Origin of the sequence: Streptomyces lienomycini, assembly GCF_027947595.1 — a bacterium.
GTDB lineage: Bacteria > Actinomycetota > Actinomycetes > Streptomycetales > Streptomycetaceae > Streptomyces > Streptomyces lienomycini.
Window position 1 is genome coordinate 6,754,411 of sequence record NZ_CP116257.1, and the last position, 22,833, is coordinate 6,777,243.

A 22,833-nucleotide genomic window follows, 5' to 3' on the forward strand; every position below is an offset into this window, starting at 1 on the left:
CCCCACCCATGCCGGAAGGTGAACGATGAGCCCTGCCGACCAACCGTCCACGACCGCGGTCGTCCGGCGCCCGACCCTGAACGCCGTGGCCGCCCGCGCCGGCGTGGGCCGCGGCACGGTCTCCCGGGTCATCAACGGTTCGCCCAAGGTGAGCGACCGCTCCCGCGCGGCCGTGGAACAGGCGATCGCCGAACTCGGCTACGTCCCCAACCGGGCCGCCCGCTCCCTGGTCACCCGGCGCACCGAGTCCGTGGCGCTGGTCGTCCCGGACGCCCAGACGCGGCTGTTCTCCGAGCCGTACTTCTCGGGGATCATCCGGGGCGTGTCCGCCGGACTGGCCAGCGCCGGGATGCAGTTGCTGCTCGTCCTGGTGCGCGACCAGCAGGAGTACGACCGGCTCGCCGGCTACCTGTCCGCGCAGCGGGTCGACGGGGTGCTGATGATCGCCGTCCACCGCGACGACACGCTGCCCGACCGGCTGGACGAACTCGCCGTCCCCACCGTGCTGGCGGGCCGGCGCGGCGACCGGGAGCCCCTCGGATACGTCCGCGCGGACAACGTCGGCGGCGCCAGGAGCGCGGTCGGGCATCTGCTGGCGACCGGCCGCCGGACCGTCGGCACCATCACCGGGTCGCTGGACATGGACGCCGCCCAGGACCGCGTCGACGGCTACCGCGAGGCGCTCCGGGACGCCGGTGTCGCCGTCGACGAGGAGCTGATCACGGACGGCGACTTCACCGAGGAGGGCGGACGCGCGGCCATGCGCGAACTGCTGCGCCGCCGCCCCGGCCTGGACGCGGTCTTCGCCGCCTCGGACGTGATGGCCTCCGGTGCGGTGCTGGAACTGCGCGCCTCGGGCCGGCGGGTGCCGGACGACGTGGCCGTCGTCGGGTTCGACGACTCGATCGTGGCCCGGCACACCGATCCCCCGCTGACCAGTGTCCGCCAGCCGCTGGAGGAGATGGGCCGCACCATGGCCCGACTGCTGCTGGACGAGATCGCGGACCCGGGCAGCGGACGCCGGGCGGTGGTCCTGCCGACGGAACTCGTGGTGCGCGGGTCGGCGTGAGTCCGACCGGACCCGAGGCGCCCCGCCCTGCCGCGGTGCCCGACCGCCTGACCGGACTCGGACGCGGCCCGGGTTTCCGCTTCCTCATGGGAGCGCTCCCATGCATAATGGTGCACCCCGACCCCGTGGGAGCGATTCCATGACATCACCGAACCCCGTGTCCTTCCCCCCTGCCTTCCTGTGGGGCGCCGCCACCTCGGCGTACCAGATCGAGGGCGCGGTGCGGGAGGACGGCCGTACACCCTCGATCTGGGACACCTTCAGCCACACGCCCGGGAAGACGGCCGGCGGGGAAACCGGTGACATCGCTGTCGACCACTACCACCGCTACCGCGACGACGTGGCGCTGATGAAGGACCTGGGCCTCGGCGCCTACCGCTTCTCGGTCTCCTGGCCCCGGGTGCAGCCGACCGGACGCGGTCCCGCCGTCCAGCGCGGCCTGGACTTCTACCGCCGCCTGGTGGACGAGCTGCTGGCCGCCGGGATCAAGCCGGCCGTCACCCTCTACCACTGGGACCTGCCGCAGGAGCTGGAGGACGCGGGCGGCTGGCCCGAGCGGGACACGGCGTACCGGTTCGCCGAGTACGCGCAGATGGTCGGCGAGGCGCTCGGCGACCGGGTGGAGCAGTGGATCACGCTGAACGAGCCGTGGTGCGCCGCCTTCCTGGGCTACGCCTCCGGTGTGCACGCGCCCGGCCGTACCGACCCGGCGGCGGCGCTGCGGGCCGCGCACCACCTGAACCTGGCGCACGGCCTGGGCACGGTGGCGCTGCGTTCGGTGATGCCGGCCCGCAACTCGGTGGCGATCAGCCTCAACACCTCCGTCGTGCGGCCGCTGTCGCAGACCCCGGCGGACCTGGCGGCGGCCCGGCGGATCGACGACCTGTCCGGCGGCGTCTTCCACGGCCCGATCCTGCACGGCGCCTACCCGCAGTCCCTGCTGGAGGCGACCGCCCCGGTGACGGACTGGTCGTACGTCCAGGACGGCGACCTGGGGCGGGTCCGCCAGCCGATCGACGCGATCTGCCTCAACTACTACACGCCGACCGTGGTGTCGGCGGCCGACGCCGACTCGCGTGTCCCGCGCGCCGACGGGCACGGCACGAGCGACCACTCGCCGTGGCCCGCCGCGGACGACGTGGCGTTCCACCAGCCGCCGGGCGAGCGCACGGAGATGGGCTGGAGCGTCGACCCGTCCGGCCTGCACGAGCTGATCATGCGCTACCACCGCGAGGCCCCCGGCACCGCGCTGTACATCAGCGAGAACGGCGCGGCCTACGACGACAAGCCCGGCGCGGACGGCACGGTGCACGACCCCGAGCGGGTCGCCTACCTGAACGGCCACCTCGCGGCGGTCCGGCAGGCCATCGCCGACGGCGCCGACGTCCGCGGCTACTACCTGTGGTCCCTGCTGGACAACTTCGAGTGGGCGTACGGCTACGAGAAGCGCTTCGGCGCGGTGTACGTCGACTACGCCTCCCAGGAGCGCACCCCGAAGTCGAGTGCCCTCTGGTACGGGCGGGCGGCCCGCACCGGGACGCTGCCGCCGGTGGACCTCGCCGGGTAGGCCCCTCGCGGGAGCCCGGGGGCGAGGGGGCCGGGAGGACGGCTGAAGCGGGGCGCGGCATTCCACGGGGGGATGCCGCGCCCCGCTCGTAGGGCCGGTGTGGGGGGAGAGCCCGGCCCTACCGGTAGGCGGCGAACGCCTTGGCGAAGGCGTTCGCCTCCTGGTCCACGGAGCTGCAGGTGGCGTCGGCCGAGGGCTTCGGGCCGCCGGGGCACGCCTTGTCGCGGGTCGCGGACCACATCGACAGTCCGCCGAGGCCCTTGGTCTTCGCGAACTCCACCAGCTGGGCGGCGTCCTCGACCCGGAAGACCTCGGAGGCGACGTCGTTGACGCCGATCATCGGGGTGACGGCGACCGTCTTCCAGGCGTCGGCGTCGGACCGGCCGAGGACGCCCTTGAGCTGGGCCTGGGTGGCGGTGGCGGCCTGCTCGGCGTAGGTGCCCATGTCGGCGCTGTACGCGGGGCCGTAGTCCATCGCCATGATGTTGACGGTGTCGACGGCCACGCCGTTCCTCTTCGCGTCGGCGAGGAGGTCGACGCCCGCCTGGGTGAGTCCCTCGGGCATCACCGGGAGGGTGAAGGAGACGTCCAGGCCGGGGTGCTGCTTCTGGAGGGCGGTGATCGCCTGGGCGCGGCGGGTGTTGGCGGCCGTGTCGGGCAGCGCGCCGCCCTCGACGTCGAAGTCGACCTTGGTGAGCCGGTAGGCGTCGACGACCTTGCCGTACGCCGCGGCGAGCGCGTCGGCCGACGTGCAGGTCGTGCCCAGTTCGGAGCCGGAGGCGCCGCCGAAGGAGACGCGGACGTCGCCGCCCTTCGCGCGCAGGGCGCCGATCTGGGCGGCCACGGCGTCGCTCGCGAGGTCGGTGACGCCGCCCCACTTGGGGGTGCAGCCGCCGCCGTCGGTGACGAAGGCGAGGGTGTACTCCCGCACGCCGGTCGCCTCGGCGTGCGCGAGCAGGTCGAAGGCCGGGTAGAGGGACGTGTCGACGTACGGGGCGAAGCCGGAACCGGCCGCGGTGCCGTTTCCGGGAGTGCCGGTGGGGGCCGGGGTGTTGGGGGTGCCGGTCGGGGCCGGCCCGGTGGTGTCGGTGGCCGTGGGGCTGGGGGTCGGGGTGGGCACCGGGGGTTCGGTGGGGCGGCCGCTGGGCTCGGGGGTGGCGCCGTCGTCCGCCGAGCAGGCGGCGCCGTCGACGAGGCAACCGGTCGGGTCGGCGGTGCCGTCGACGACGAAGCCGACCGTGACGGACTCGCCCGCCTTCAGCCCGTCCGTGTCCCACTTCGGCCCGGTCACGGTGACGTGCTGCCCGTCGGTCGTCGACTCGGCGTTCCACAGGGAGCCCAGCTTCGCGCCGGAGGGCAGGTCGAACTCCAGCGTCCAGTCCGCCTTCGCCTGTCCGCTGTTGTTGGTGACGACGTACTGCGCGGTGTAGCCCGTGGACCACTCGCTGGTCTTCGTGTAGGCGGCGCCGACCGGGGCCGCCTGGGCGGTGCTGGTGAACAGCAGCGCGCCGCCGCCGGCCACGGCCGCCGCGACGAGGGCGCCGATCGCCTTGTTCCTGCCACTGACCTTGCGTCGGTGCGTGCGCATGACGTGCCTGCCTTCGCTGTTCACGGTGCCCCCGCGGGAGACGTGCGGGGGCGGGGTGGGGGTGCGGCAGCACGCTAGCGATCCGCAAACGGGCAAAGACCCTGATCCGGGCGGGGGTTGACGATCTTAGGGTGGGCTTAAGGAAGGGATCGGGGCCGATTGATGGTGGCGGCCGTGCGGGGGTGCCTGCGGCGGCGTACGGCGCCCCGGTGCCCGCGCTGCCGCACCGGTGCCGCCCGCCCGTCCAGCTGGATCCAGATCCGCACCTCGGTGCCGCCCAGTACGGAGGAGCCGATGCGGACGTCGCCGCCGGTCGACTCCGCCATCCTGCGCACGATGTCCAGGCCGAGGCCGGTCGACCCGTCGGTGCCCGAGCCCCGGCCGCGGGCCATCGCCGCCTCGGGGTCGGGTATGCCGGTGCCCGCGTCGGAGACGAGCACGATCACCGCGTCCTCGCCGTTGTGCAGGTCGACCGCGAAGGCGGTGCCCTCGGGGGTGTGCCGGAAGACGTTGCCGAGCAGGGCGTCGAGACAGGCGGCCAGGTCGGTGCGGGCCACGGGGATGCGCACCGGCCGGTCGGCGCCTGCCACCCGCCACTTGCGGCCCTCGTCCTCGGCGAGCGCCGACCAGAAGCCCATCCGCTCCCGCACCACCTCGGCCGCGTCGCACCCGGCGCCGGGACCGGCGGCGGCCGTCTGCGGCTTGGCGTCCCGGGCGGTGCGGATGATCGTGTCGACCTCGCGCTCCAACTGCTCGACGGCGGACCGGGTCTGCTCGGCGACCGGTCCGTCGCCGAGCGAGGCGGCGTTGAGCCGCAGCACGGTCAGCGGGGTACGCAGCCGGTGCGACAGGTCGGCGGCCAGCTCCCGCTCGTTGGCGAGGAGCTGGACGACCTGGTCGGCCATGGAGTTGAACGCGACGGCCGCGCGCCGCAGTTCGCTCGGGCCCTCCACCGGCACCCGGGCGCCGAGCCTGCCCTCCCCCAGCTCGTGCGCCCCCTCGACCAGGCGCCGCGCGGGCTGCACCATCCGCACGCCCAGCCGGTCGGCGACCGCGACCGACCCGACGATCAGCGCGGCGCCGACCCCGGCGAGGACCGCCCAGGCCGTGCCGACGCCGTTGGTCACCGCGGACTCGGGCACGTACACCTCGACGACTGCGATCTCGCCGGAGCTGAGCGCGACCGGCTGGAGCAGGGTGGAACCGCCGCCCACCTCGGTGGTGGAGGCCCGCCCCATCTCCCGTACGGCGGCGATGTCCTCGTCGGTGGCGCGCTGCCGCCCGATGTCGGTGGCGTCGCCGCCCCCGTCGGCGGGCGCCGGGATGTGCACGGCCATCCCGGTGTCCGAACCGGCGGAGGCCACGACGCGTTCCAGTTGCTCGCGGTCGGTGGTGATGGACAGGGCCGGGGCGACGGCGGCGGCCTCCCGTTCGGCGTTGGAGAAGGCGCGGTCGCGGGCCATCTCGCGGATGACGAGTCCGAGGGGCACGGCGAAGGCGACCACGACCATCGCGGTGACCGCCAGCGACACCTTGACCAGGGCCCATCTCATCGTGGCGGCTCCGCTCCGGGAGGTGCGGCGGCCGGCGGCTCCAGCTTCACGCCGACGCCGCGCAGGGTGTGCAGGTAGCGGGGCCGGGCCGCGGTCTCGCCCAGCTTGCGCCGCAGCCAGGACAGGTGGACGTCGATGGTCTGGTCGTCGCCGTACGACTGCTGCCAGACCTCGGCGAGCAGCTCCTTGCGGGCGACGACGACGCCTGGCCGGCCGGCCAGGAAGGCGAGCAGGTCGAACTCGCGGCGGGTCAGGTCGAGGGCCGCGCCGTCCAACTCGGCCTGGCGGCGCAGGGGGTCGACGGTGAGGCCGCCGACCCGGACGACACTGGACGGTGCCGCCTCCGCGGGGCCGCCGCGCGCGCGGCGCAGCACGGCCGCCATCCGGGCCGACAGGTGCTCGACGGAGAAGGGTTTGGTGAGGTAGTCGTCCGCGCCCGCGTTCAACAGCCGTACGACCTCCGCCTCGTCGTCCCGGGCGGTGGCGACGATCACCGGTACGTCGGTGATGCCGCGCAGCATCTTCAGCGCCTCGGAGCCGTCCAGGTCGGGCAGCCCGAGGTCGAGGATTACCACGTCGAACCGGAGGTGGGCGACCTCGCGCAGCGCCTCCAGGGCGGTGCCGACGCTGCGCACGGTGTGCGAGGCGTCGGTCAGATGCCGGATGAGCGCCGAGCGGACGAACTGGTCGTCCTCGACCACGAGCACACTTGCCATGGGCGGCACCGTACGCCATGCGGACCGACCCGGTCCGAGCCTGTGGACAACTCCGTCCCGGGCCACCGCCGCACCGCGTTCGGGCGACACGGGTGGGGCGGGTGGGGCAGTATGGCGGCGATGCGCAGAGGACTCGTCCACCTGATCGCCTGGCTGCTCGCCACCGGCGCGGCGGTCACGCTGTCGTGGTGGGGCGTCCACACGGTGATGGCGGGCACCGCCTACGACGCGCCCCGCGCCCTGCCCATCACGGCGGTCGACGCGAACGTGCGCGGCGGCGAGGACGGGGCCGACGGCGGGGAGTCCCTGGCGTCGTCCACCAGCCGTCCCTCTCCGTCTCCGTCCCCGCCGGGCAGTCCGTCGCCGACGCCGAGCGGGACGACCCGCGCGCCCGCGCCCGCCCCGTCGCGGACCGCGCCGTCCACCACGCCGTCCGAGGGCCCGTCGAGCCCTTCGCCCGCGTCGTCCGGCCGGGTCAGGAGTTACGACACCGACGGGGGCCGCGCGGTCTTCGACCTCGGTACGTCGTCGGCGTCGCTGGTGTCGGCGACACCGGGCGCGGGCTGGTCGATGCAGGTGTGGAAGACGGAGTCGTGGATCCGGGTGGAGTTCACCTCGGGCGCGGACCGGGTGTCGGTGTTCTGCACCTGGCACGACGGACCGCCGAGGGTGGAGATCGGCAGCTACTGAGCCGCCGCGTCACTTGAAGACGGATTCCGGCGGCGCGGGCGAGTCCACCGCCGCCGCGTCCGTCACGGGGACGGCGCCGCCGGTGAAGTCGGTGAGCGCGCGCCCGTGTTCCACCCGCGCCGGGTGCGGGTCGGAGGCGGCGCGGCGGGTGAGTTCGGCGAGCGGCAGCGGGTGGTCGCGGGCGACGAGGATCGCGTTGCCGAAGCGTTTGCCGCGCAGCACCGCCGGGTCGGCGACGAGGGCGAGTTCGGCGAAGCGGGCGGCGGCGGTGGCGATCTGGCCGCGCAGATGGGCGAGCGGCGGGCCGTCGGCGAGGTTGGCGGCGTAGACCCCGCCGGGCGCGAGCGCGCGCCGTACCTCGTCGAGGAACTCGGTGGAGGTCAGGTGGGCCGGGGTGCGGGCCCCGCCGAAGACGTCCGCGACGACGACATCCGCCCAGCCGTCGGGCACCTTGGCCAGCCCCGCGCGGGCGTCGGTGGATCGCACCCGGATCCGCGCGCCGGGGTCCAGGGGAAGCTCCCGGCGGACCAGCTGGACGAGGGCGGCGTCGCGCTCGACGACCTGCTGGGTGGAGCGGGGGCGGGTGGCGGCGACGTAGCGGGCGAGGGTGAGGGCGCCACCGCCCAGGTGCACGGCCCGGAGCGGTCTGCCCGGCGGGGCGGCCAGGTCGATGACGTGGCCGATGCGGCGCTGGTACTCGAAGGACAGGTACGCCGGGTCGTCGAGGTCGACGTGCGACTGCGGGGCGCCGTCGACGAGCAGGGTCCAGGCGCGGGGCCGGTCCCGGTCGGGGACCAGTTCGGCGCGTCCTTGGTCGACGTCCTCGACGACGGCTTCGGCGGCAGCGCGCCCGCGGCGGGCGTTCCTGGACTTTCCCATCGGCCCATTATCGGACCACGTCGGGACGGCGACGGTCGGGCCTCCGGGCTGACAGCGACCGGAACGGCCCGGGACCGGCCTCGGACCGGCCTCGGACCGGCTCCGGACCGGCTCCGGACCGGATCGGGACCGGCCCCTCAGCGGCAGCTGTCCGCGGCCCTGATCAGCCGGGCGGCCTCGCCGAGCGCGGCGCGCAGTACGGCGGGGTCGGTCGCCAGGTCCGTCTCGCCGGGCGGCAGGAGCCAGTCGGAGCCCTCCACGGGCGGCTCGGACTCCAGGTCGAGGCTCATTCCGCGGCCGTCCGTCTCCGTGCAGGTGCTGCCCGGCACGTCCCAGGCGGCGGCGGTGCCCGGCGGCACCAGGAATCCGAGGGTGCGGCGGCCGTCGTCGTGCATCACGGAACCGACCCCCTCACCGACTCCCCGCCTGAGGATGTCGACCGCCTCCAGACCCTGCCGGGTCGGCACGGTCACGACGTCACAGGCGTCGCAGGGGGGATCACTGACGCTGGTGTCCATCCCGGCCTCCACCACGGAACTCCTCCTTGGACGAGCGGATCGGGAGTCGGGGGCCTCCCGGTCCACCCGGTTCAACGCGGCGGGACGTCAACGGCTACGGCCGGAGCCGACCGCAAAGGATGGCACTTCATGGCAGATCGCGGAGGAGATATCCGGTTTGTAGCCAAACGGCGCGTGGTGGCTCCGTCACAGCCGGTACGTTCTTGCTCGCCGGAGACAGGGGCGCGCAGGGCGTGTCCGCGTGTCCCTTCCCGGCATGGTTCGACGGTTCGCACGAGAGGACCCGGCCATGGCGTCGTCAACGGTGACCTCCGCCCAGCCCGAACGGCCCCCGCGGCCGAACCTCGCCTTCCGGCGGTTGCGCGGCAAGCGCTCCCCGGCGGAGTTCGCGGCGGCGGTCCGCCGGGCCGCCCTCGAGATCGGCGAGCGGGTCAGCTGCGACGCGCGCTACGTCGGCCGGGTCGAGGCGGGCGAGATCCGCTGCCCCAACTACGCCTACGAGCGGGTGTTCCTGCACATGTTCCCCGGTCGCACGCTGACCGACCTGGGGTTCGCGTCCCGCTCGTCGGTACGCGGACGCCCGACGCGCACCACGGGTGAGTCGCGAGGGGCGGGTGAGCCGTATGAGACGTATGACACGCAGGACCTGTACGAGACGCACGACGACAACGAGGAGAGCGACGTGCTGCGTCGCGCATTCATGACGAGCGGCGCCACGGTGGCCGCCGCCTCGCTGGGGCCCCTGGGGCTCGCCCTCGACGCCGCGGCGGCCGGCCGCCCCGCGCGCCGGTCCGGGGCGGGTGAGGCGGGCGCCCTCGAAGAAGCCGTCCGCCGGATCCGGCTGCTCGACGACCGGCACGGCGCGGACGGCCTGTACCGGCGCGCGGCGGCCCCGCTGCGCACCGCCTACGCCCTCCTGGACGCGGGCGCGTCCCGGCAGGCGACCGCGGACCGGATCTACTCGGGCGCCGGTGAACTGGCGATCTCCGTGGGCTGGCTGGCCCACGACTCGGGGCGCTTCGACGACGCGCGCTCCCACTACGCCGAGGCCCTCGCCACCGCCCGGATGAACGGGGACGCGGGCCTGGAGGCGCACGCCTTCTGCAACACGGCGTTCCTGGCCCGCGACGCCGGGCGTCCGCGCGAGGCGGTGCGGGCGGCGCAGGCCGCGCTGCGTGCCGCCGGGCCGCTGGGCTCGGCCCGGCTGATGTCCCTGCTCGCGCTGCGCGAGGCGGGCGGCTGGGCGGGGCTCGCCGACCGCGTCGGGTGCGAGCAGGCGCTGGTCCGCGCGCAGACCTTCTTCGAGCGGGGCCCCTCGGACGCCGACCCCGCGTGGATGAGCTTCTACGGCGAGGCCGAACTGGAGGGTCTGGAGGCGCAGTGCTGGTCCACGCTGGGCGACTGGCCCCGGGCCGCCCGGCACGCGCGGCGGGCGGCGGACCTCCAGGATCCGCACTTCACCCGGAACCTCGCGCTGTACTCGGCGGAGCTGGCCGACGACCTGGCCCGCGGCGGCCGCCCCGACGAAGCGGCGGACGCGGGCATGCGCGTCCTGGACCTGCTGGTCGAGGTCCAGTCCTCCCGCATCCACACGATGCTCGCCGGAACGGCCCGCGTGCTTCTCCCGCACCGTCGCGCGTCGGGCGTCTCGGCCTTCCTGGACCGCCACGGGGCGCTGCCGCGACCGGCATGACATGCGTCACCCCGCGGCCCGGGGAGGCGTCCTCCGCGTCCGGCGGGTGCCCGGTCAGCCGGCGAGGTGGCCCACGTCGTTCCAGCTCTCCACCGCCGGCTCCCCGTAGGCCCAGCCCAGCACCGACAGCGACGTCGGGTTCAGCCGTATCCGCGCCCCGAACGACAGCGGCAGCCCCAGCCACCGTGCCCCGATCGCCCGCAGGACGTGTCCGTGGGCGAAGACCAGCACGTCCCGGTCCGCCTCCCGCGCCCACGCCACCACCTCGTCGGCGCGCGCGGTGACGTCCGCCGGGCTCTCCCCCTCCGGGACCCCGTCCCGCCAGACCAGCCACCCCGGCCGGACGGCCTGGATCTGCTCCGGCGTCATGCCCTCGTACGTCCCGTAGTCCCACTCCATCAGCGTGTCCCACGTGCGGGCGCGCTCGCCGAAGCCCGCGAGTTCGCAGGTCTCGCGCGCGCGGACCAGCGGACTGGTGCGCACCTCGACGCCGGGCAGCCCGTCCAGCGGCGCCCGGTGCAGCCGCTCGCCGAGCAGCTTCGCGCCGCGCCGGCCCTCCTCCAGGAGCGGCACGTCGGTCCTGCCGGTGTGTCTGCCGGACAGCGACCACTCCGTCTGTCCGTGCCGGGCCAGCAGGATGCGCGGTGCCATGAAGGGGCCTTTCCGGGAGATATGTCTGAGGGGGCGTCTCCATCATCCCGTACGGTCCGTGCGGGCAACCCGGGGGGCGTTACCGGCGTCTATCCGGGTCCGAGGGCGCCTCGAGTGGCGGAGGCGGGAAGGCCGTAGAGTGGCTCGCCCGTGTCCGTTCAGGCGCGCGCATAGCAGAGACGAGTAGCAGAAGTGAGAAGGGGGAGGGCGATCGGATTGCCGCACACCGAGGCACCGGGCACCGAGGCGGCCCCGAAGACTCGGCTGCGCTGGTGGACCGAGCTGCCGCTCATCGTCCTCGTGTACGCCTGTTACAGCGCAGGGCGCCTGCTCGTGCGCGGGGACGTCTCCGACGCCGTCGACCACGGCCTGGCCCTCCTGGACATCGAGAAGGCGCTCCACCTCAACGCGGAGCACCCGCTCAACCGCCTCTTCACCAGTGAGCCCTGGATCGGCGTACCGGCCGACTTCTGGTACGCGTCGCTGCACTACCTGGTCACCCCGGCGGTCCTGATCTGGATCTTCCGCTCCCGCGCGGTGCGTTACCGGGCCGCCCGGACCTGGCTGATGACGTCCACGTTCATCGGCCTCATCGGCTTCACCCTCCTGCCGACCTGCCCGCCCCGGCTGCTGGACGCGAGTCACGGCTTCGTCGACACGATGGCCCAGTACAGCTCGTACGGCTGGTGGGGCGGCGAGGCGAGCGCGCCGCGCGGCATGGGCGGGATGACCAACCAGTACGCGGCGATGCCGAGTCTGCACGTCGGCTGGGCGCTGTGGTGCGGGGTCATGCTGTGGCGCTACGGCGGCACGCGCGTCACGAAGGTCGCCGCCGTCGTCTACCCGCTGGTGACCACGATCGTGGTGATGGGCACCGCGAACCACTACTTCCTCGACGCGGTCGCGGGCGCGGCCGTGATGGGCGCGGGGCTGCTGCTGACGCCGTTCGTGCTGCGGACCGCGGACCGGGTGCGGACCCGGCTCGTGGCCCGTTTCGCCACGGCCGCCACGGCCTCCACGCCCGCCCCGGACGGCGCGGGTTCCCCGATTGTCAGTGGTGGATGCCAGACTTCCGCGGGTGAGCGATTTCCACGGCAGCGCGAGCAGCGGTTCGGACCAGGAGCCGAGCCGGACCCCGCCCCCTCGGACGCGGGGGACGAGACTCCGGCACCGGCTCGCTGAGCTGCGCGGTCCCGACGTACCGGCCAAGGCGCTGGACGCGCGTGCCCTGGCCGCCCTCGCCGCCAACCCGGGGTGCCGCCGACGGGCGATCCTCGACGGCGCCGGGGTGGACAAGGCGTCGCTGGCGAGCGCCCTGGGCTCGCCGTCGGTCTTCGGTCAGTCGCAGTTCGCCTTCACCCGGGGCAATGCCTTCGAGGCAAGGGTCAAGGCGGACGGCGGCGCCGAGTTGCTGCGGCTCGTGCACGAGCGGCTCGACCGGGGCGCCGAGCCGCCCGCCGAGGCCCGGGTGGAGACGCCCGACCTGTCCGCGACCGGCCCCGAGGGACGCGCGGCGCGGACGTCACTGGCCCTGCGCGAGGCCACCGGGACGCCCGGTGCGTGGACGCTGCTCGACCATCCGATGCTCGCCCTGGACGTCGCCGGTTCCCCCGCCTTCCTGGAGCCGGACGCCGTGGTGGTGCATCCGGACGGCAGCTGGACGGTCGTCGAGATCAAGTCCTTCCCCCTGCTGGACGGCTCCGCCGACCCGGCGAAGGTCGGCGCCGCCGCCCGGCAGGCCGCGGTGTACGTGCTGGCCCTGGAGCGGGTCGCCGCCCGCCTCGACCCGGCGCCGCGCGTACGCCACCGTGTGCTGCTGGTCTGCCCCAGGGACTTCTCCAACCTGCCCACCGCCTCCGCCGTCGACGTGCGCAAGCAGCGCGCCGTCACCGACCGCCAGCTGGCCCGTCTGACCCGCATCGAGGACATCGCCGACGCGCTCCCCGAGGGCGTCTGCTTCTCCCCCGAGCTGCCGGCCGAGGAGCTGGCGGCGGCGGTCGAGTCCGTCCCGGCGACGTACGCGCCCGAGTGCCTGTCCGCCTGCGAACTGGCCTTCCACTGCCGTGCCCGGTCCCGCGAGGCCGGTGCGGTGACCAGCCTGGGCCGCCCGGTGCGGGCCGAGCTGGGCGGTCTCTCGACGGTGCGGGACGTGCTGGCCGCGGCCCGCGGGGAGGCGGGCGACCCGGACGATCCGGCGGTGGCCGCGCTGCGCAGGGCGGCCCACCTGCGTTCCGAGGCCCTCGCGGCCGCGGGGCCGCCGGGTCCGGCGGGTCCGGCGGGGCGACCGGGTCCGCGACCGCCGTCACCGGTGAGGTGTCCGGGTGTCGCTGATCACCACGCTCGCCCGGCTGGAGGCCGTGCGCTCCGGCCGCGCCCAGCCCGCCGCCACCGTCCGCCACCGGCACCTGTCCGACCGGCCGCTGGTCTTCGTACCGCTGATCACCGCCGGTGAGGCGGGCGCCCCGCTCGGCGCGCTGGTCGGCACCGACCGGGACGCGCCGCATCTGCTGGTGGTGCCGCAGCCCCGCGACCGCGACCTGCGCTTCGCCTTCCTGGCCGAGCTGGCCGGCATCGTGCTGCCGCACGTCGAGGCGTACGCGGAGAGCGTCGAGGCCGCCGAGCGCACCGAGACCGACCCGGAGACGGGCAAGCGGGTCAAGGTCGAGGTCGACCTGTGCGCGGACGCCGCGCAGCTGGTCGTGCCGAGCCGCGCGGGCATCGACTTCGTACGGCTGCTGGGCCGCTCCATGCGCTTTCGGCGTACGGCGGAGCAGGACCCGGAGACCCCGCACCCCGCGCCGCCGCGGGTGCCGCTGCTCGGCCGGTGGCTGACCCACTACGGCGAGCGGGCCCGTGTCCCCGGCTCCTCGCTCCTCCTGGCGATGACCGACCTGCTGGGCCGGCACTGGGCCACCGGGCAGTCCACGCTGGAGGACCAGCACCTCGGGGCCCTGCTCGCGTGGATCGCTCCGGGCGACGGGGAGTCGTCCGGAGCGCGGGCCGCGCGCCGCGCCGAACTGGCCCGGGGCGACGACGGCCAGTTGCTGTGCCCGCCCGCGGGCCCGGCGACCGACCCGGCCTTCGACAACAAGCTGCTCGCCCCCGCCATCGAGCGCTACGACCGCGCCCGCACCGCGCTGGCCGCCGCCGAGGACGGTCTGGAGGCCGACGAACGGCTCGGCGCGCTCACGGCCGCCGAGCGGGAGATCCGGACCCTGGTCGAGAGCCGTACGCGGCCGACCTGGGACGCGGTGTGGCGGGGCCTGGATTTGCTGCGGGCGCTGCCCGAGGGGGCGCACGCCGAGGAGCGCTGGACCCGCGACCGCTGGTCGTTCACCTCCCACCGCGACCGCATCCTGGCCGGCGAGCCCCCGCAGCCGCGTCGCGACGACGCGGTGACGGCGGCGAACAAGCTGGCCACGCGCGAGCGCGAACAGGCCCGGCTGGAGGCGCAGGAGGCGCTGGACGACCCGCTGGTGATGGCCGGGCGGCGACTGTCCGGGGAGGCGTTCGCGGGCGAGGTCGTCGACGTGGTGATGGCGTACAGCGAGAGCAGGCGGCCCAGTCCGCGCCCGCTGGTCACGGTCCGCACGGACGACCGCCCGCACCTGGGCGAGCGGGTGAAGGTCTACCGCTCGCTGGGCGGCAAGCCCCAGGCGGCGGAGTACGTCGGCCCGGCGCCCACGGACGAGCCCGACGGCAAGCGCCACGACGCCCGCGGCGACGGGGGCGACGGCGACGGGGGCGACGACGGGACGCTGGTCCTGCGGATCGTGGACAAGATGGGCCGCGGCAAGGAGCCCGAACCGGGGTCGGTGCCGGAGAAGGGCGACCTCGTCTGCTTCACCCTCTTCGAGCACGAGCAGCGGGGCGGCGCGAAGCTCCCCGACCCGGAGCAGACCCCGTGGACGCACGGCGGCCCGCCCGGTGAGGGGGCCGCCGTACCGGAGGCCGCCGACGCCCAGACCGAGGAGGACGTGCTGTGACCGCCGAAGCCCCCGCCGCGCCCGCCGCCCCCGCCTTCGACCCGGGCGCGGAGGCCGCGCGTGCCACCGCGGCGATCCTGGACGACACCCTGCACGGCACGGAGCGCGGTGTCGTCGTCGACTCCCCGCCCGGTGCGGGGAAGTCCACGCTGGTGGTGCGCGCGGCGCTGGAGCTGGCCGAGGCCGGCCGGCCCCTGATGGTGGTCGCGCAGACCAACGCGCAGGTGGACGACCTGGTCCTGCGCCTGGCCGAGAAGAACCCGGACCTCCCGGTGGGCCGCCTGCACAGCAGCGACGCCGACCCGTACGACAAGGCGCTCGACGCGCTGGCGGGCGTACGCAAGTCGGCGAAGGCCGCCGACCTGGCGGGGCAGGCCGTGGTCCTGTCGACGGCCGCGAAGTGGGCGCACGTCACGGTGGACGAGCAGTGGCGGCACGCGATCGTCGACGAGGCGTACCAGATGCGCTCCGACTCCCTCCTGGCCGTCGCCGGGCTCTTCGAGCGGGCGCTGTTCGTGGGCGATCCGGGCCAGCTGGACCCGTTCGCGACGGTGGGCAGCGAGCAGTGGGCGGGGCTGGCCTACGACCCGTCGACGTCCGCCGTGACGACGCTCCTCGCCCACAACCCGACCCTTCCCCAGCACCGTCTCCCGGTCTCCTGGCGCCTGCCGGCGTCGGCGGCCCGTCTGGTCTCCGACGCGTTCTACCCGTACACGCCGTTCCGCAGCGGCACGGACCACGGCGACCGGAGCCTGGCCTTCGCGGTGCCGTCGGACGGTTCGGGCCCCGACCGGGTGATCGACGAGGCCGCCGCCTCGGGCTGGGGCCTGCTGGAGCTTCCGGCCCGGCACACCCCGCGCACCGACCCGGAGGCGGTGCGGGCGGTGGCGGCGGTGGTCCGGCGCCTGCTGGACCGCGAGGGCAGCGCCACTTCGGAGCGCTCCCCCGTGCCCGCGCCCCTGACCGCGGCCCGTATCGCCGTCGGCACCGCGCACCGCGACCAGGCGGCGGCGGTCCGTTCCGCGCTCGCCGACCTCGGGGTGCACGACGTGACCGTGGACACGGCCAACCGCCTCCAGGGCCGCGAGTACGACGTCACGGTCGTCCTGCACCCGCTCTCCGGCCGCCCCGACGCCACCGCCTTCCACCTGGAGACCGGCCGCCTGTGCGTCCTGGCCTCCCGGCACCGGCACGCCTGCATCGTGGTCTGCCGGGAGGGCGTCGGTGATCTGCTGGACGACTACCCGTCCACGGAACCCGTCCAGTTGGGCACGCTGGTGAAGTTCCCGGACGGTTGGGAGGCCAATCACGCGGTACTGGCGCACCTCGCCGAGCACCGGGTGGCCTGGCGCCCCTGACCGCCCCCTCCACCGGACGGAGTCCGGCACGCCGCCGCAGGCGGCCGATGGATACAGCCCGGACGGCTGGGAGGCCAACCACGCGGTACTGGCACACCTCGCCGAGCACCGGGTGGCCTGGCGCCCCTGACCGCCCCCTCCACCGGACGGAGTCCGGCACGCCGCCGCAGGCGGCCGATGGATACAGCCCGGACGGCTGGGAGGCCAACCACGCGGTACTGGCACACCTCGCCGACAAATCCGCTGCCCGCCGGCGGGCCGACGTGCCAGAATCCGACGCATGTCTGTTCGATACCCGCGCCCCTTGCGCCCAGGAGACCGCGTCGCCGTCACCTCGCCGTCCAGCGGGGTGCCGGACCGGCTCCGTGAACGCCTGCACGTGGCCGTGCGCGACGTCGAGGCGCTCGGCTACGAGGTGGTGCTCGGGGAGTGCATGGACGGCTCGGGCCACATCAGCGCTCCCGCCGCCGCGCGTGCCGAGGAACTGACGCGGATGCTGACCGATCCCGGCATCGCGGCGGTGGTGCCGCCGTGGGGCGGCGAGTTGGCCGTCGACCTCGTCCCGCTGCTCGACTGGGACCGGCTGCGCGACGCCGAACCGACGTGGCTCGTGGGCTTCTCCGACATGTCGACCCTCATGACCCCGCTGACCCTGCTCACCGGGACGGCGACGCTCCACGGCAACAACCTCATGGACACCCCGTACCGGACCCCGGCCGGGCTGGTCTCCTGGCTCGACATCGTGAGCGCCCCGCGCGGGCACCGGTTCACCCAGGTCCCGCCGGGCCGCCACAGGTCCACCGGCTGGGACGACTACGCGCTCCACCCGGAGGTGCGGGAGTGCACGCTCGACGCTCCCGGCACGTGGACCCGGCTGGACGCGAGCGGCGACCTGGAGGTCGGGGGCCGTCTGATCGGCGGCTGCGTCGAGACACTGTGCAGCCTCACCGGGAGCGGCTTCCTCGACACGTCCGCCTTCGCGCGGGCCGAGGCTCCGGAGGGGCTGCTGGTGTACGTGGAGGCGTGCGGCGACGACGCCTTCGCCATCTGCCGGAACCTGCACGGCATGCGGCTGGCCGGGTTCTTCGACGCCGCGAACGCGGTGCTGGTCGGCCGGACCTCGGCCCCGGACACCCCGTCACTGACCCAGCACCAGGCCGTACTGGACGCGCTCGGCCCGTTGAACGTACCGATCGTCGCCGACGTGGAGTGCGGCCACGTCCCGCCGTACATGCCGATCGTCAACGGCGCGCACGGCCGTCTGGTCCACACCTCGACGCGGAGCGAACTGACCCAGTCCCTGATCTGACACGCGGACGCGCCGCCCGCGTCGTACGGTCGTACCGATACCGGCGAGGAGGTCTGCTGATGCGCAGGGTGACCTATTCGATGAACGTGTCCCTCGACGGCTATGTCGTCGACGCGGACGGAGCCTTCGACTGGTCGGTCCCGGACGAGGAGGTCTTCCGCCACTTCATCGACGAGCTGCGGCAGACCAGCACGCACCTGCTGGGGCGGCGGCTGTACGAGACGATGCTGTACTGGGACACCGCCGATCGTGACGAGTCGCTCGGCGCCGCGGAGTTGGAGTGGGCCGCGCTGTGGAAGGCGCTGCCGAAGGTGGTGTTCTCCAGGACGCTGACGTCGGTGCGGGGCAGCAACACCCGCCTGGCCTCCGGCACCCCGGCGGAAGAGATCGAGCGCCTGCGGGCCGAGCCCGGCGACAGCGACATCGCGATCGGCGGCGCGACGCTCGCCGCCGAGGCCGCCGCGGCGGACCTGATCGACGAGTACCGGGCCACGGTCCACCCGGTGCTGGTCGGCGGTGGCACCCCGTTCTTCCCGCGGCACGGACGCCGGGTGCACCTCGAACTCGTCGAGACCCGCACCTTCACCTCACGCGTCGCCTACCTCCGCCACCGCGTGACCCGCTGACCTGCCCAGTCGCACCGTGTGACGCCGTCACCCGTTCACCCGCCGGTCGGCCGGTCCGCCGTGACCAGCCATGACGTGCTGCGGAGCCGGACGGCACCGTCCGCCGCCTCGTACGCGCGCAGGTGGTCCGCCAGGGCGCGGCGGGCGCGGGCCCGTGCGGGCGGATCGGCCTGTTCCATCAGGTGGCGGCCGGGCCCGGTGCCCAGGACGAAGTCCGCCGCGTCCTCGGCTCCGTGGCCCCAGGTCCCGTAGGCCTGGGCGCGGTTGACGGTGACGCCGGCGAATCCCGCGGCGGTGAGGACGTCGCTGATGCGGTCCGGGTCGGCGAGGGAGAACATGCCGGGCAGCCCCGGCTGTCCGAAGCCGCCGACCGGCAGGAAGTCGCGAAGCGACGCCATCGCCGTCACCCAGTCGTTGAGCGTCGCGTCGGCGGGGCAGACGAATGCCAGGCGCCCGCCGGGTCGCAGCGCACGGCCGACGTTGCCGAAGGCGGCCACGGGGTCGGCGAAGAACATCACCCCGTAGCGACTGATCGCCACGTCGAACGCGCCCGCCTCGAAGGGGTGCGCCTGCGCGTCGCCCCGCATGAAGGAGGCGTTGGCGACGCCTTCCCGCTCGGCGCGGGCCCGCGCCTCGGTCAGCATCGGGCCGGACAGGTCGAGACCGAGTGCGTGTCCGCGCGGTGCCCGGAGCGCGGCCAGGCGCGTGGTCTGCCCCGAGCCGCAACCGAGGTCGAGGGTCCGGTGGGTCCCGGTGATCGCGGCGGCGTCGAGGAGCGGCTCGTCGAAGCCCTCGTTCACGGCGTTCCAGCGGTCCTGGTTGCGTGCCCAGTGGGCTCCTTCGGGGCCGTTCCACGCCTGGGCCTGCTCGGTGTTGACGATGTCCGGCACGGGGGCCTCCTGTGGTGAAGCATCTGGGTCTGGGCGTGTGCCCAAACAGTATGGGCGCACGCCCAAACCCGCAATCCCCGTTACCCTTCACAGGACACGAGCCCCTGGAGGGCGGCGGACTTCGAACGGATGGGAGGCCCATGTCACCGCGTGGAGTGGCGACGCCCGACGTACGCGAGCGGCTGTTCGGGGCCGCCGAGCGCATCGTGGAGCGGGACGGCCCCGGTGCCCTCACCAGCCGGGCCGTCACCACCGAGGCGGGCTGCGCCAAAGGGCTGCTGCACGCCCACTTCGCGGGGTTCGACGCGTTCGTGGCCGAACTCTGCCTCGACCGGTTCGCGAAGACGGCGGTGAAGGCGCGGGCCCTGTCCCGGATCGCCGGGCAGGGCACGGTGGAGCGGAACCTGAACGACGTCGCTCTCGCCCTGTTCGACTCGGGCGGCCTCGCCCTGTCCGGCCTCGCCATGACCCGCCCGGCCGCCGCACTGAGCATCCGCGAGGCCCTGGAGGGCGGGGCGCCCGGCTTCACCGCGATCCAGGAGGCCATAGCCGACTACCTGGAGGCCGAGCGGAAGCTCCACCGCGTCGCGCGGACCGTCGACCCGCCCACGGTCGCCCTCGCCGTCGTGGGCACCACCCACCACCTCCTGATGACGAGCCGGCCGGGCGACACCGACCCGCGCCCCGGCATGCTGCGTCTGATCGCCGCGCTGGTCCCCGCCGGGGAATAACCGGAGACTCCCTCCTGTTACGTCGCGGAGCGACCCCGCACGTCACGACACAGGAGGCATCCCACCATGGCCGCAGACGCCGCAGAGGAGATCCGGGGCACCGCCCACGGCACCGCTCCCGTCCCCCTCTCCGTACTGGACCTGGTGACCGTCGGGGCGGGCCGGAGCGCCACCGACGCCCTGCGGACCAGCGTGGACATCGCGCGGCTCGCCGAGGCCCGCGGATTCCACCGGTACTGGGTAGCCGAGCACCACTCGATGCCCGGCGTCGCCTCCTCCTCCCCCGCGGTGATCCTGGCCCACCTGGCCGCCTACACCGACCGCATCCGGCTCGGGTCGGGCGGCGTCATGCTGCCCAACCACGCGCCGCTCGTCATCGCGGAGCAGTTCGGGACGCTGGAGGCCATGGCGCCGGGGCGGGTGGACCTCGGCCTCGGCCGGGCGCCCGGCACGGACGGGGCCACCGCCGCCGCCCTGCGCCGCAGCGAACGCCTCAACGAGGGCGCCGACGACTTCCCCCAGCAGCTCGCCGAGCTGATCCGGTTCCTGGACGACGACTTCCCGGACGGGCACCCCTACGGCCGTATCCACGCCGTGCCCGGCCCCGTGCAGGCCACCTCGCCCGGAGGTGTGCAGTCGGCCCACCGGCCGCCGGTGTGGCTGCTGGGCTCGTCCGGTTTCAGCGCGCGGCTGGCCGGCACCCTCGGGCTGCCCTTCGCCTTCGCGCACCACTTCTCGGCGCAGAACACGGTCCCGGCGCTGGAGCTGTACCGCGACTCCTTCCGCCCGTCCGCCGTCCTGGACGCCCCGTACGCCCTCATCGGCGTCTCCGCGCTCGCGACCGACGACGAGAAGGAGGCCCGCCGGCAGGTGCTGGCGGCGGCGCTGAACATGGTCCGGCTGCGCACCGGGCGCCCGGGGCTCGTGCCGACGCCGGAGGAGGCGGAGGCGTACGACTTCAGCCCGATGGAGTCGGAGTTCGTGCAGTCCTGGAACGCCAACGTCATCCACGGGACCGCCGACGAGGTGCGGACCGGCCTGGACGACCTGCGCAAGCGCACCGGCGCCGACGAGCTGATGATCACCGCCAACGCCCACGGCGGCGACGTGCGGCTGCGTTCCTACGAGCTGATCGCCGACGCCTACGGGTTGCCGACGCCGGCCTGAACCCCGGCCGGTCCGGGCCCGGCGGGGCCCAGCAGCGCGGAGATGCGGTCCGGCGCCACCGGTCGGGAGTAGAGCCAGCCCTGACCGGTGTCGCAGCCGATGCGGCGCAGGCGGGTCGCCTGGTCCGAGGTCTCCACGCACTCGGCGGTGACGGTCAGGCCGAGCCGGTGGGCGAGCTGGACCATCGCCTCGACGATGACCTCGTCCGCCGGGTTGGCCGCGGGCGCCCCGGCGGCGGCGTCGTACTGGAAGCCCCGGACGAACGCGCCGTCGAGTTTGAGGACGGAGACCGGCAGGCGGCTGAGGTAGGCGAGGTTCGAGTAGCCGGTGCCGAAGTCGTCGATGGCGATGTGGACACCCATGTCGCTGAGCGCCTTGAGGACCTGGAGCGGGCGGCCCGCCGAGCCCATCACCGCCGACTCCGTCAGCTCCAGCTGGAGCAGGTGCGGGGCGAGGCCCGTCTCCTCCAGGGTGCGGGCCACGTCCGCGACCAGGTCGGAGTCCCAGACCTGGCGGACGGCGACGTTGACGCTGACGAAGATCGGCGGCTCGTCCGGGTGGGCCAGCTGCCAGCGGCGGGCCTGGTGGCAGGCGGTGCGCAGGATCCAGCGGCCGAGGGGAACGATCGAGCCATCCTCCTCCGCCAGTGCGATGAACCGATTCGGCGCCAGTACGCCGAACTGAGGATGATTCCAGCGGATGAGCGCCTCGACGCCCCGCACCCGGCCGTCCTCCATACCGACCAGCGGCTGGTACTCCAGGGCGAACTCGCCGCGTTCGATGGCGGGACGGAGCGTGGCGGCGAGGGCCTGGCGGGTCATGCGGTTGGCGTTGCGTTCGGGGTCGAAGAGCGTCCAGCGGGCGCGTCCGTCGGCCTTGGCCCAGTACAGGGTGGTGTCGGCGGCCTGCATCAGGGCGGTGGGGGTGGTGCCGGCGGTGTGGCGTTCGACGACACCGACGGAGGCGGTGACCGACAGTCGGCGGTCGCAGAGTTCGAAGGGCGGCTGGAGGGCCGTCAGGACGGCCGCGGCCAGCTCGGCGAGCTGGTCGGTGCCGGTGGAGTCCTCCACCAGGAGGGCGAACTCGTCGCCGCCGAGCCGGGCCACCAGCGGGGCGCCGGACCGGGCGTGGGCGGCCTCCTCCGCGCACCGGGTCAGCCGTTCGGCCACGGCGGCGAGCAGCCGGTCGCCGACGCGGTGGCCGTGGGTGTCGTTGACGGCCTTGAAGCCGTCCAGGTCCAGGTAGCACACGCCGATCCGGCCGGTGCCGCCGTTCTCGTAGGACTCCGCCTCCAGCGCTCCCGTCAGCCGTTCGAAGAACAGGGCGCGGTTGGGCAGCCGGGTCACCGGGTCGTGCATCTGGAGGTGGCGCAGCCGGGACTGGAGTTCGCGCCGGGCGCTGACGTCCGCGACGGAGAGCAGCAGGCCCGGGGTGTCCCCGGAGTCGGCCAGCGGCTCGACCGTCACCTGCGCCCACAGGGAGTGCCCGTCGCCCCGCTTCAGCCGCCGGGTGCAGCGCAGCCGGGGCCGGTGGCCGCGCAGCACCTCGCGGTACGCGTGCCAGGTGCCGGCGTCGGAGGCGAGGTCGACGAGGTCGGCCGCCACACAGCCGGCCAGCGCTTTCGGGTCGGTGCCGAGCAGGGTGCCCAGTGTGTCGTTGGCGCTGACGACCAGGCCCTCGGCGTCGACGACGGCCATGGCGAGAGGGGCCGCGGTGAACACCGACCGGTAGGCCGGGGGTCCCGTACGCACGGTACGAGGAGCCAGACCGCTGTCACTCTCTGTGATGACCGACCGGCCGAGGTCTGCCGCGGGCGCCGGCCCTTCGGAGGTTCCGTTCACC

20 protein-coding genes are annotated in these 22,833 nt (G+C 74.5%); 12 read left to right on the forward strand and 8 right to left on the reverse strand.

The window, feature by feature from the left end:
* Positions 1-25: 25 nt before the first annotated feature.
* Both BJ961_RS30815 and BJ961_RS30820 read left to right on the forward strand, forming a co-directional pair.
* On the forward strand, positions 26-1,069 hold the full coding sequence (locus BJ961_RS30815; RefSeq protein WP_271416051.1) for a LacI family DNA-binding transcriptional regulator: 1,044 nt from the start codon (positions 26-28) through the stop codon (positions 1,067-1,069).
* A 139-nt stretch (positions 1,070-1,208) separates the two neighbouring features.
* Positions 1,209-2,636 carry a GH1 family beta-glucosidase gene (locus tag BJ961_RS30820; RefSeq protein WP_271416052.1) on the forward strand — a complete coding sequence of 476 codons (1,428 nt, stop codon included), beginning with the start codon at positions 1,209-1,211 and terminating at the stop codon, positions 2,634-2,636.
* Between the two features lie 118 nt (positions 2,637-2,754).
* Here the strand turns inward: BJ961_RS30820 and BJ961_RS30825 are convergent, their stop codons facing one another.
* From BJ961_RS30825 to BJ961_RS30835, 3 genes are all read right to left on the reverse strand, one after another.
* Entirely contained in the window at positions 2,755-4,224 is a 1,470-nt protein-coding gene (locus BJ961_RS30825) for a glycoside hydrolase family 18 protein (RefSeq protein WP_271416053.1), read from the reverse strand.
* 137 nt (positions 4,225-4,361) lie between these two features.
* A complete protein-coding gene (locus BJ961_RS30830; protein WP_271416054.1) occupies positions 4,362-5,777 on the reverse strand; it encodes a sensor histidine kinase in 1,416 nt (471 codons plus the stop codon).
* On the reverse strand, positions 5,774-6,493 hold the full coding sequence (locus tag BJ961_RS30835) for a response regulator transcription factor (protein ID WP_271416055.1): 720 nt from the start codon (positions 6,491-6,493) through the stop codon (positions 5,774-5,776). Before BJ961_RS30835 ends, BJ961_RS30830 begins: the two co-directional genes overlap by 4 nt.
* Before the next feature lie 120 nt (positions 6,494-6,613).
* Between BJ961_RS30835 and BJ961_RS30840 the strand changes: the two genes are divergently transcribed.
* The gene (locus BJ961_RS30840; RefSeq protein WP_271416056.1) at positions 6,614-7,183 is read left to right on the forward strand and encodes a hypothetical protein; all 570 of its coding nucleotides are present in this window, start codon (positions 6,614-6,616) and stop codon (positions 7,181-7,183) included.
* 9 nt (positions 7,184-7,192) lie between these two features.
* On the opposite strand, the gene BJ961_RS30845 is transcribed toward BJ961_RS30840, so the two are convergent.
* Together BJ961_RS30845 and BJ961_RS30850 are read right to left on the reverse strand one after the other, a co-directional pair.
* Positions 7,193-8,062 carry a spermidine synthase gene (locus BJ961_RS30845; protein ID WP_271416057.1) on the reverse strand — a complete coding sequence of 290 codons (870 nt, stop codon included), beginning with the start codon at positions 8,060-8,062 and terminating at the stop codon, positions 7,193-7,195.
* A gap of 137 nt (positions 8,063-8,199) precedes the next feature.
* Positions 8,200-8,595, reverse strand: coding sequence for a hypothetical protein (locus BJ961_RS30850; RefSeq protein ID WP_381159266.1), 396 nt, complete (start codon positions 8,593-8,595; stop codon positions 8,200-8,202).
* Between the two features lie 274 nt (positions 8,596-8,869).
* On the opposite strand from BJ961_RS30850, the gene BJ961_RS30855 reads away from it, so the two are divergent.
* Complete coding sequence (locus tag BJ961_RS30855) at positions 8,870-10,273, forward strand: hypothetical protein (protein WP_271416058.1); 1,404 nt, start codon at positions 8,870-8,872, stop codon at positions 10,271-10,273.
* A 54-nt stretch (positions 10,274-10,327) separates the two neighbouring features.
* Here the strand turns inward: BJ961_RS30855 and BJ961_RS30860 are convergent, their stop codons facing one another.
* Entirely contained in the window at positions 10,328-10,924 is a 597-nt protein-coding gene (locus BJ961_RS30860) for a histidine phosphatase family protein (protein WP_271416059.1), read from the reverse strand.
* 216 nt (positions 10,925-11,140) lie between these two features.
* On the opposite strand from BJ961_RS30860, the gene BJ961_RS30865 reads away from it, so the two are divergent.
* From BJ961_RS30865 to BJ961_RS30890, 6 genes are all read left to right on the forward strand, one after another.
* Positions 11,141-12,106: a phosphatase PAP2 family protein gene (locus BJ961_RS30865; protein WP_271416060.1), complete on the forward strand. Its 966-nt coding sequence runs from the start codon at positions 11,141-11,143 to the stop codon at positions 12,104-12,106.
* Positions 12,003-13,376 carry a hypothetical protein gene (locus BJ961_RS30870; RefSeq protein ID WP_408648716.1) on the forward strand — a complete coding sequence of 458 codons (1,374 nt, stop codon included), beginning with the start codon at positions 12,003-12,005 and terminating at the stop codon, positions 13,374-13,376. The genes BJ961_RS30865 and BJ961_RS30870 overlap by 104 nt, the downstream gene beginning before the upstream one ends.
* On the forward strand, positions 13,282-14,910 hold the full coding sequence (locus tag BJ961_RS30875) for a hypothetical protein (protein ID WP_271417224.1): 1,629 nt from the start codon (positions 13,282-13,284) through the stop codon (positions 14,908-14,910). The genes BJ961_RS30870 and BJ961_RS30875 overlap by 95 nt, the downstream gene beginning before the upstream one ends.
* Positions 14,907-16,268 (forward strand): AAA domain-containing protein, encoded by a 1,362-nt coding sequence (locus BJ961_RS30880; RefSeq protein WP_271416061.1) that lies wholly within the window; start codon positions 14,907-14,909, stop codon positions 16,266-16,268. The genes BJ961_RS30875 and BJ961_RS30880 overlap by 4 nt, the downstream gene beginning before the upstream one ends.
* A 280-nt stretch (positions 16,269-16,548) precedes the next feature.
* On the forward strand, positions 16,549-17,577 hold the full coding sequence (locus BJ961_RS30885; RefSeq protein WP_271416062.1) for a S66 family peptidase: 1,029 nt from the start codon (positions 16,549-16,551) through the stop codon (positions 17,575-17,577).
* A gap of 59 nt (positions 17,578-17,636) precedes the next feature.
* Entirely contained in the window at positions 17,637-18,203 is a 567-nt protein-coding gene (locus tag BJ961_RS30890) for a dihydrofolate reductase family protein (protein ID WP_271416063.1), read from the forward strand.
* 35 nt (positions 18,204-18,238) lie between these two features.
* Here BJ961_RS30890 and BJ961_RS30895 read toward each other — a convergent pair whose 3' ends face one another.
* Positions 18,239-19,093 carry a class I SAM-dependent methyltransferase gene (locus BJ961_RS30895; protein WP_271416064.1) on the reverse strand — a complete coding sequence of 285 codons (855 nt, stop codon included), beginning with the start codon at positions 19,091-19,093 and terminating at the stop codon, positions 18,239-18,241.
* 140 nt (positions 19,094-19,233) lie between these two features.
* On the opposite strand from BJ961_RS30895, the gene BJ961_RS30900 reads away from it, so the two are divergent.
* Both BJ961_RS30900 and BJ961_RS30905 read left to right on the forward strand, forming a co-directional pair.
* Positions 19,234-19,824 carry a TetR/AcrR family transcriptional regulator gene (locus BJ961_RS30900; RefSeq protein ID WP_271416065.1) on the forward strand — a complete coding sequence of 197 codons (591 nt, stop codon included), beginning with the start codon at positions 19,234-19,236 and terminating at the stop codon, positions 19,822-19,824.
* A 66-nt stretch (positions 19,825-19,890) separates the two neighbouring features.
* The gene (locus tag BJ961_RS30905) at positions 19,891-20,991 is read left to right on the forward strand and encodes an LLM class flavin-dependent oxidoreductase (protein ID WP_271416066.1); all 1,101 of its coding nucleotides are present in this window, start codon (positions 19,891-19,893) and stop codon (positions 20,989-20,991) included.
* Here the strand turns inward: BJ961_RS30905 and BJ961_RS30910 are convergent.
* On the reverse strand, positions 20,967-22,832 hold the full coding sequence (locus tag BJ961_RS30910) for a putative bifunctional diguanylate cyclase/phosphodiesterase (RefSeq protein ID WP_271416067.1): 1,866 nt from the start codon (positions 22,830-22,832) through the stop codon (positions 20,967-20,969). The genes BJ961_RS30905 and BJ961_RS30910 overlap by 25 nt on opposite strands.
* Position 22,833 lies beyond the last annotated feature (1 nt).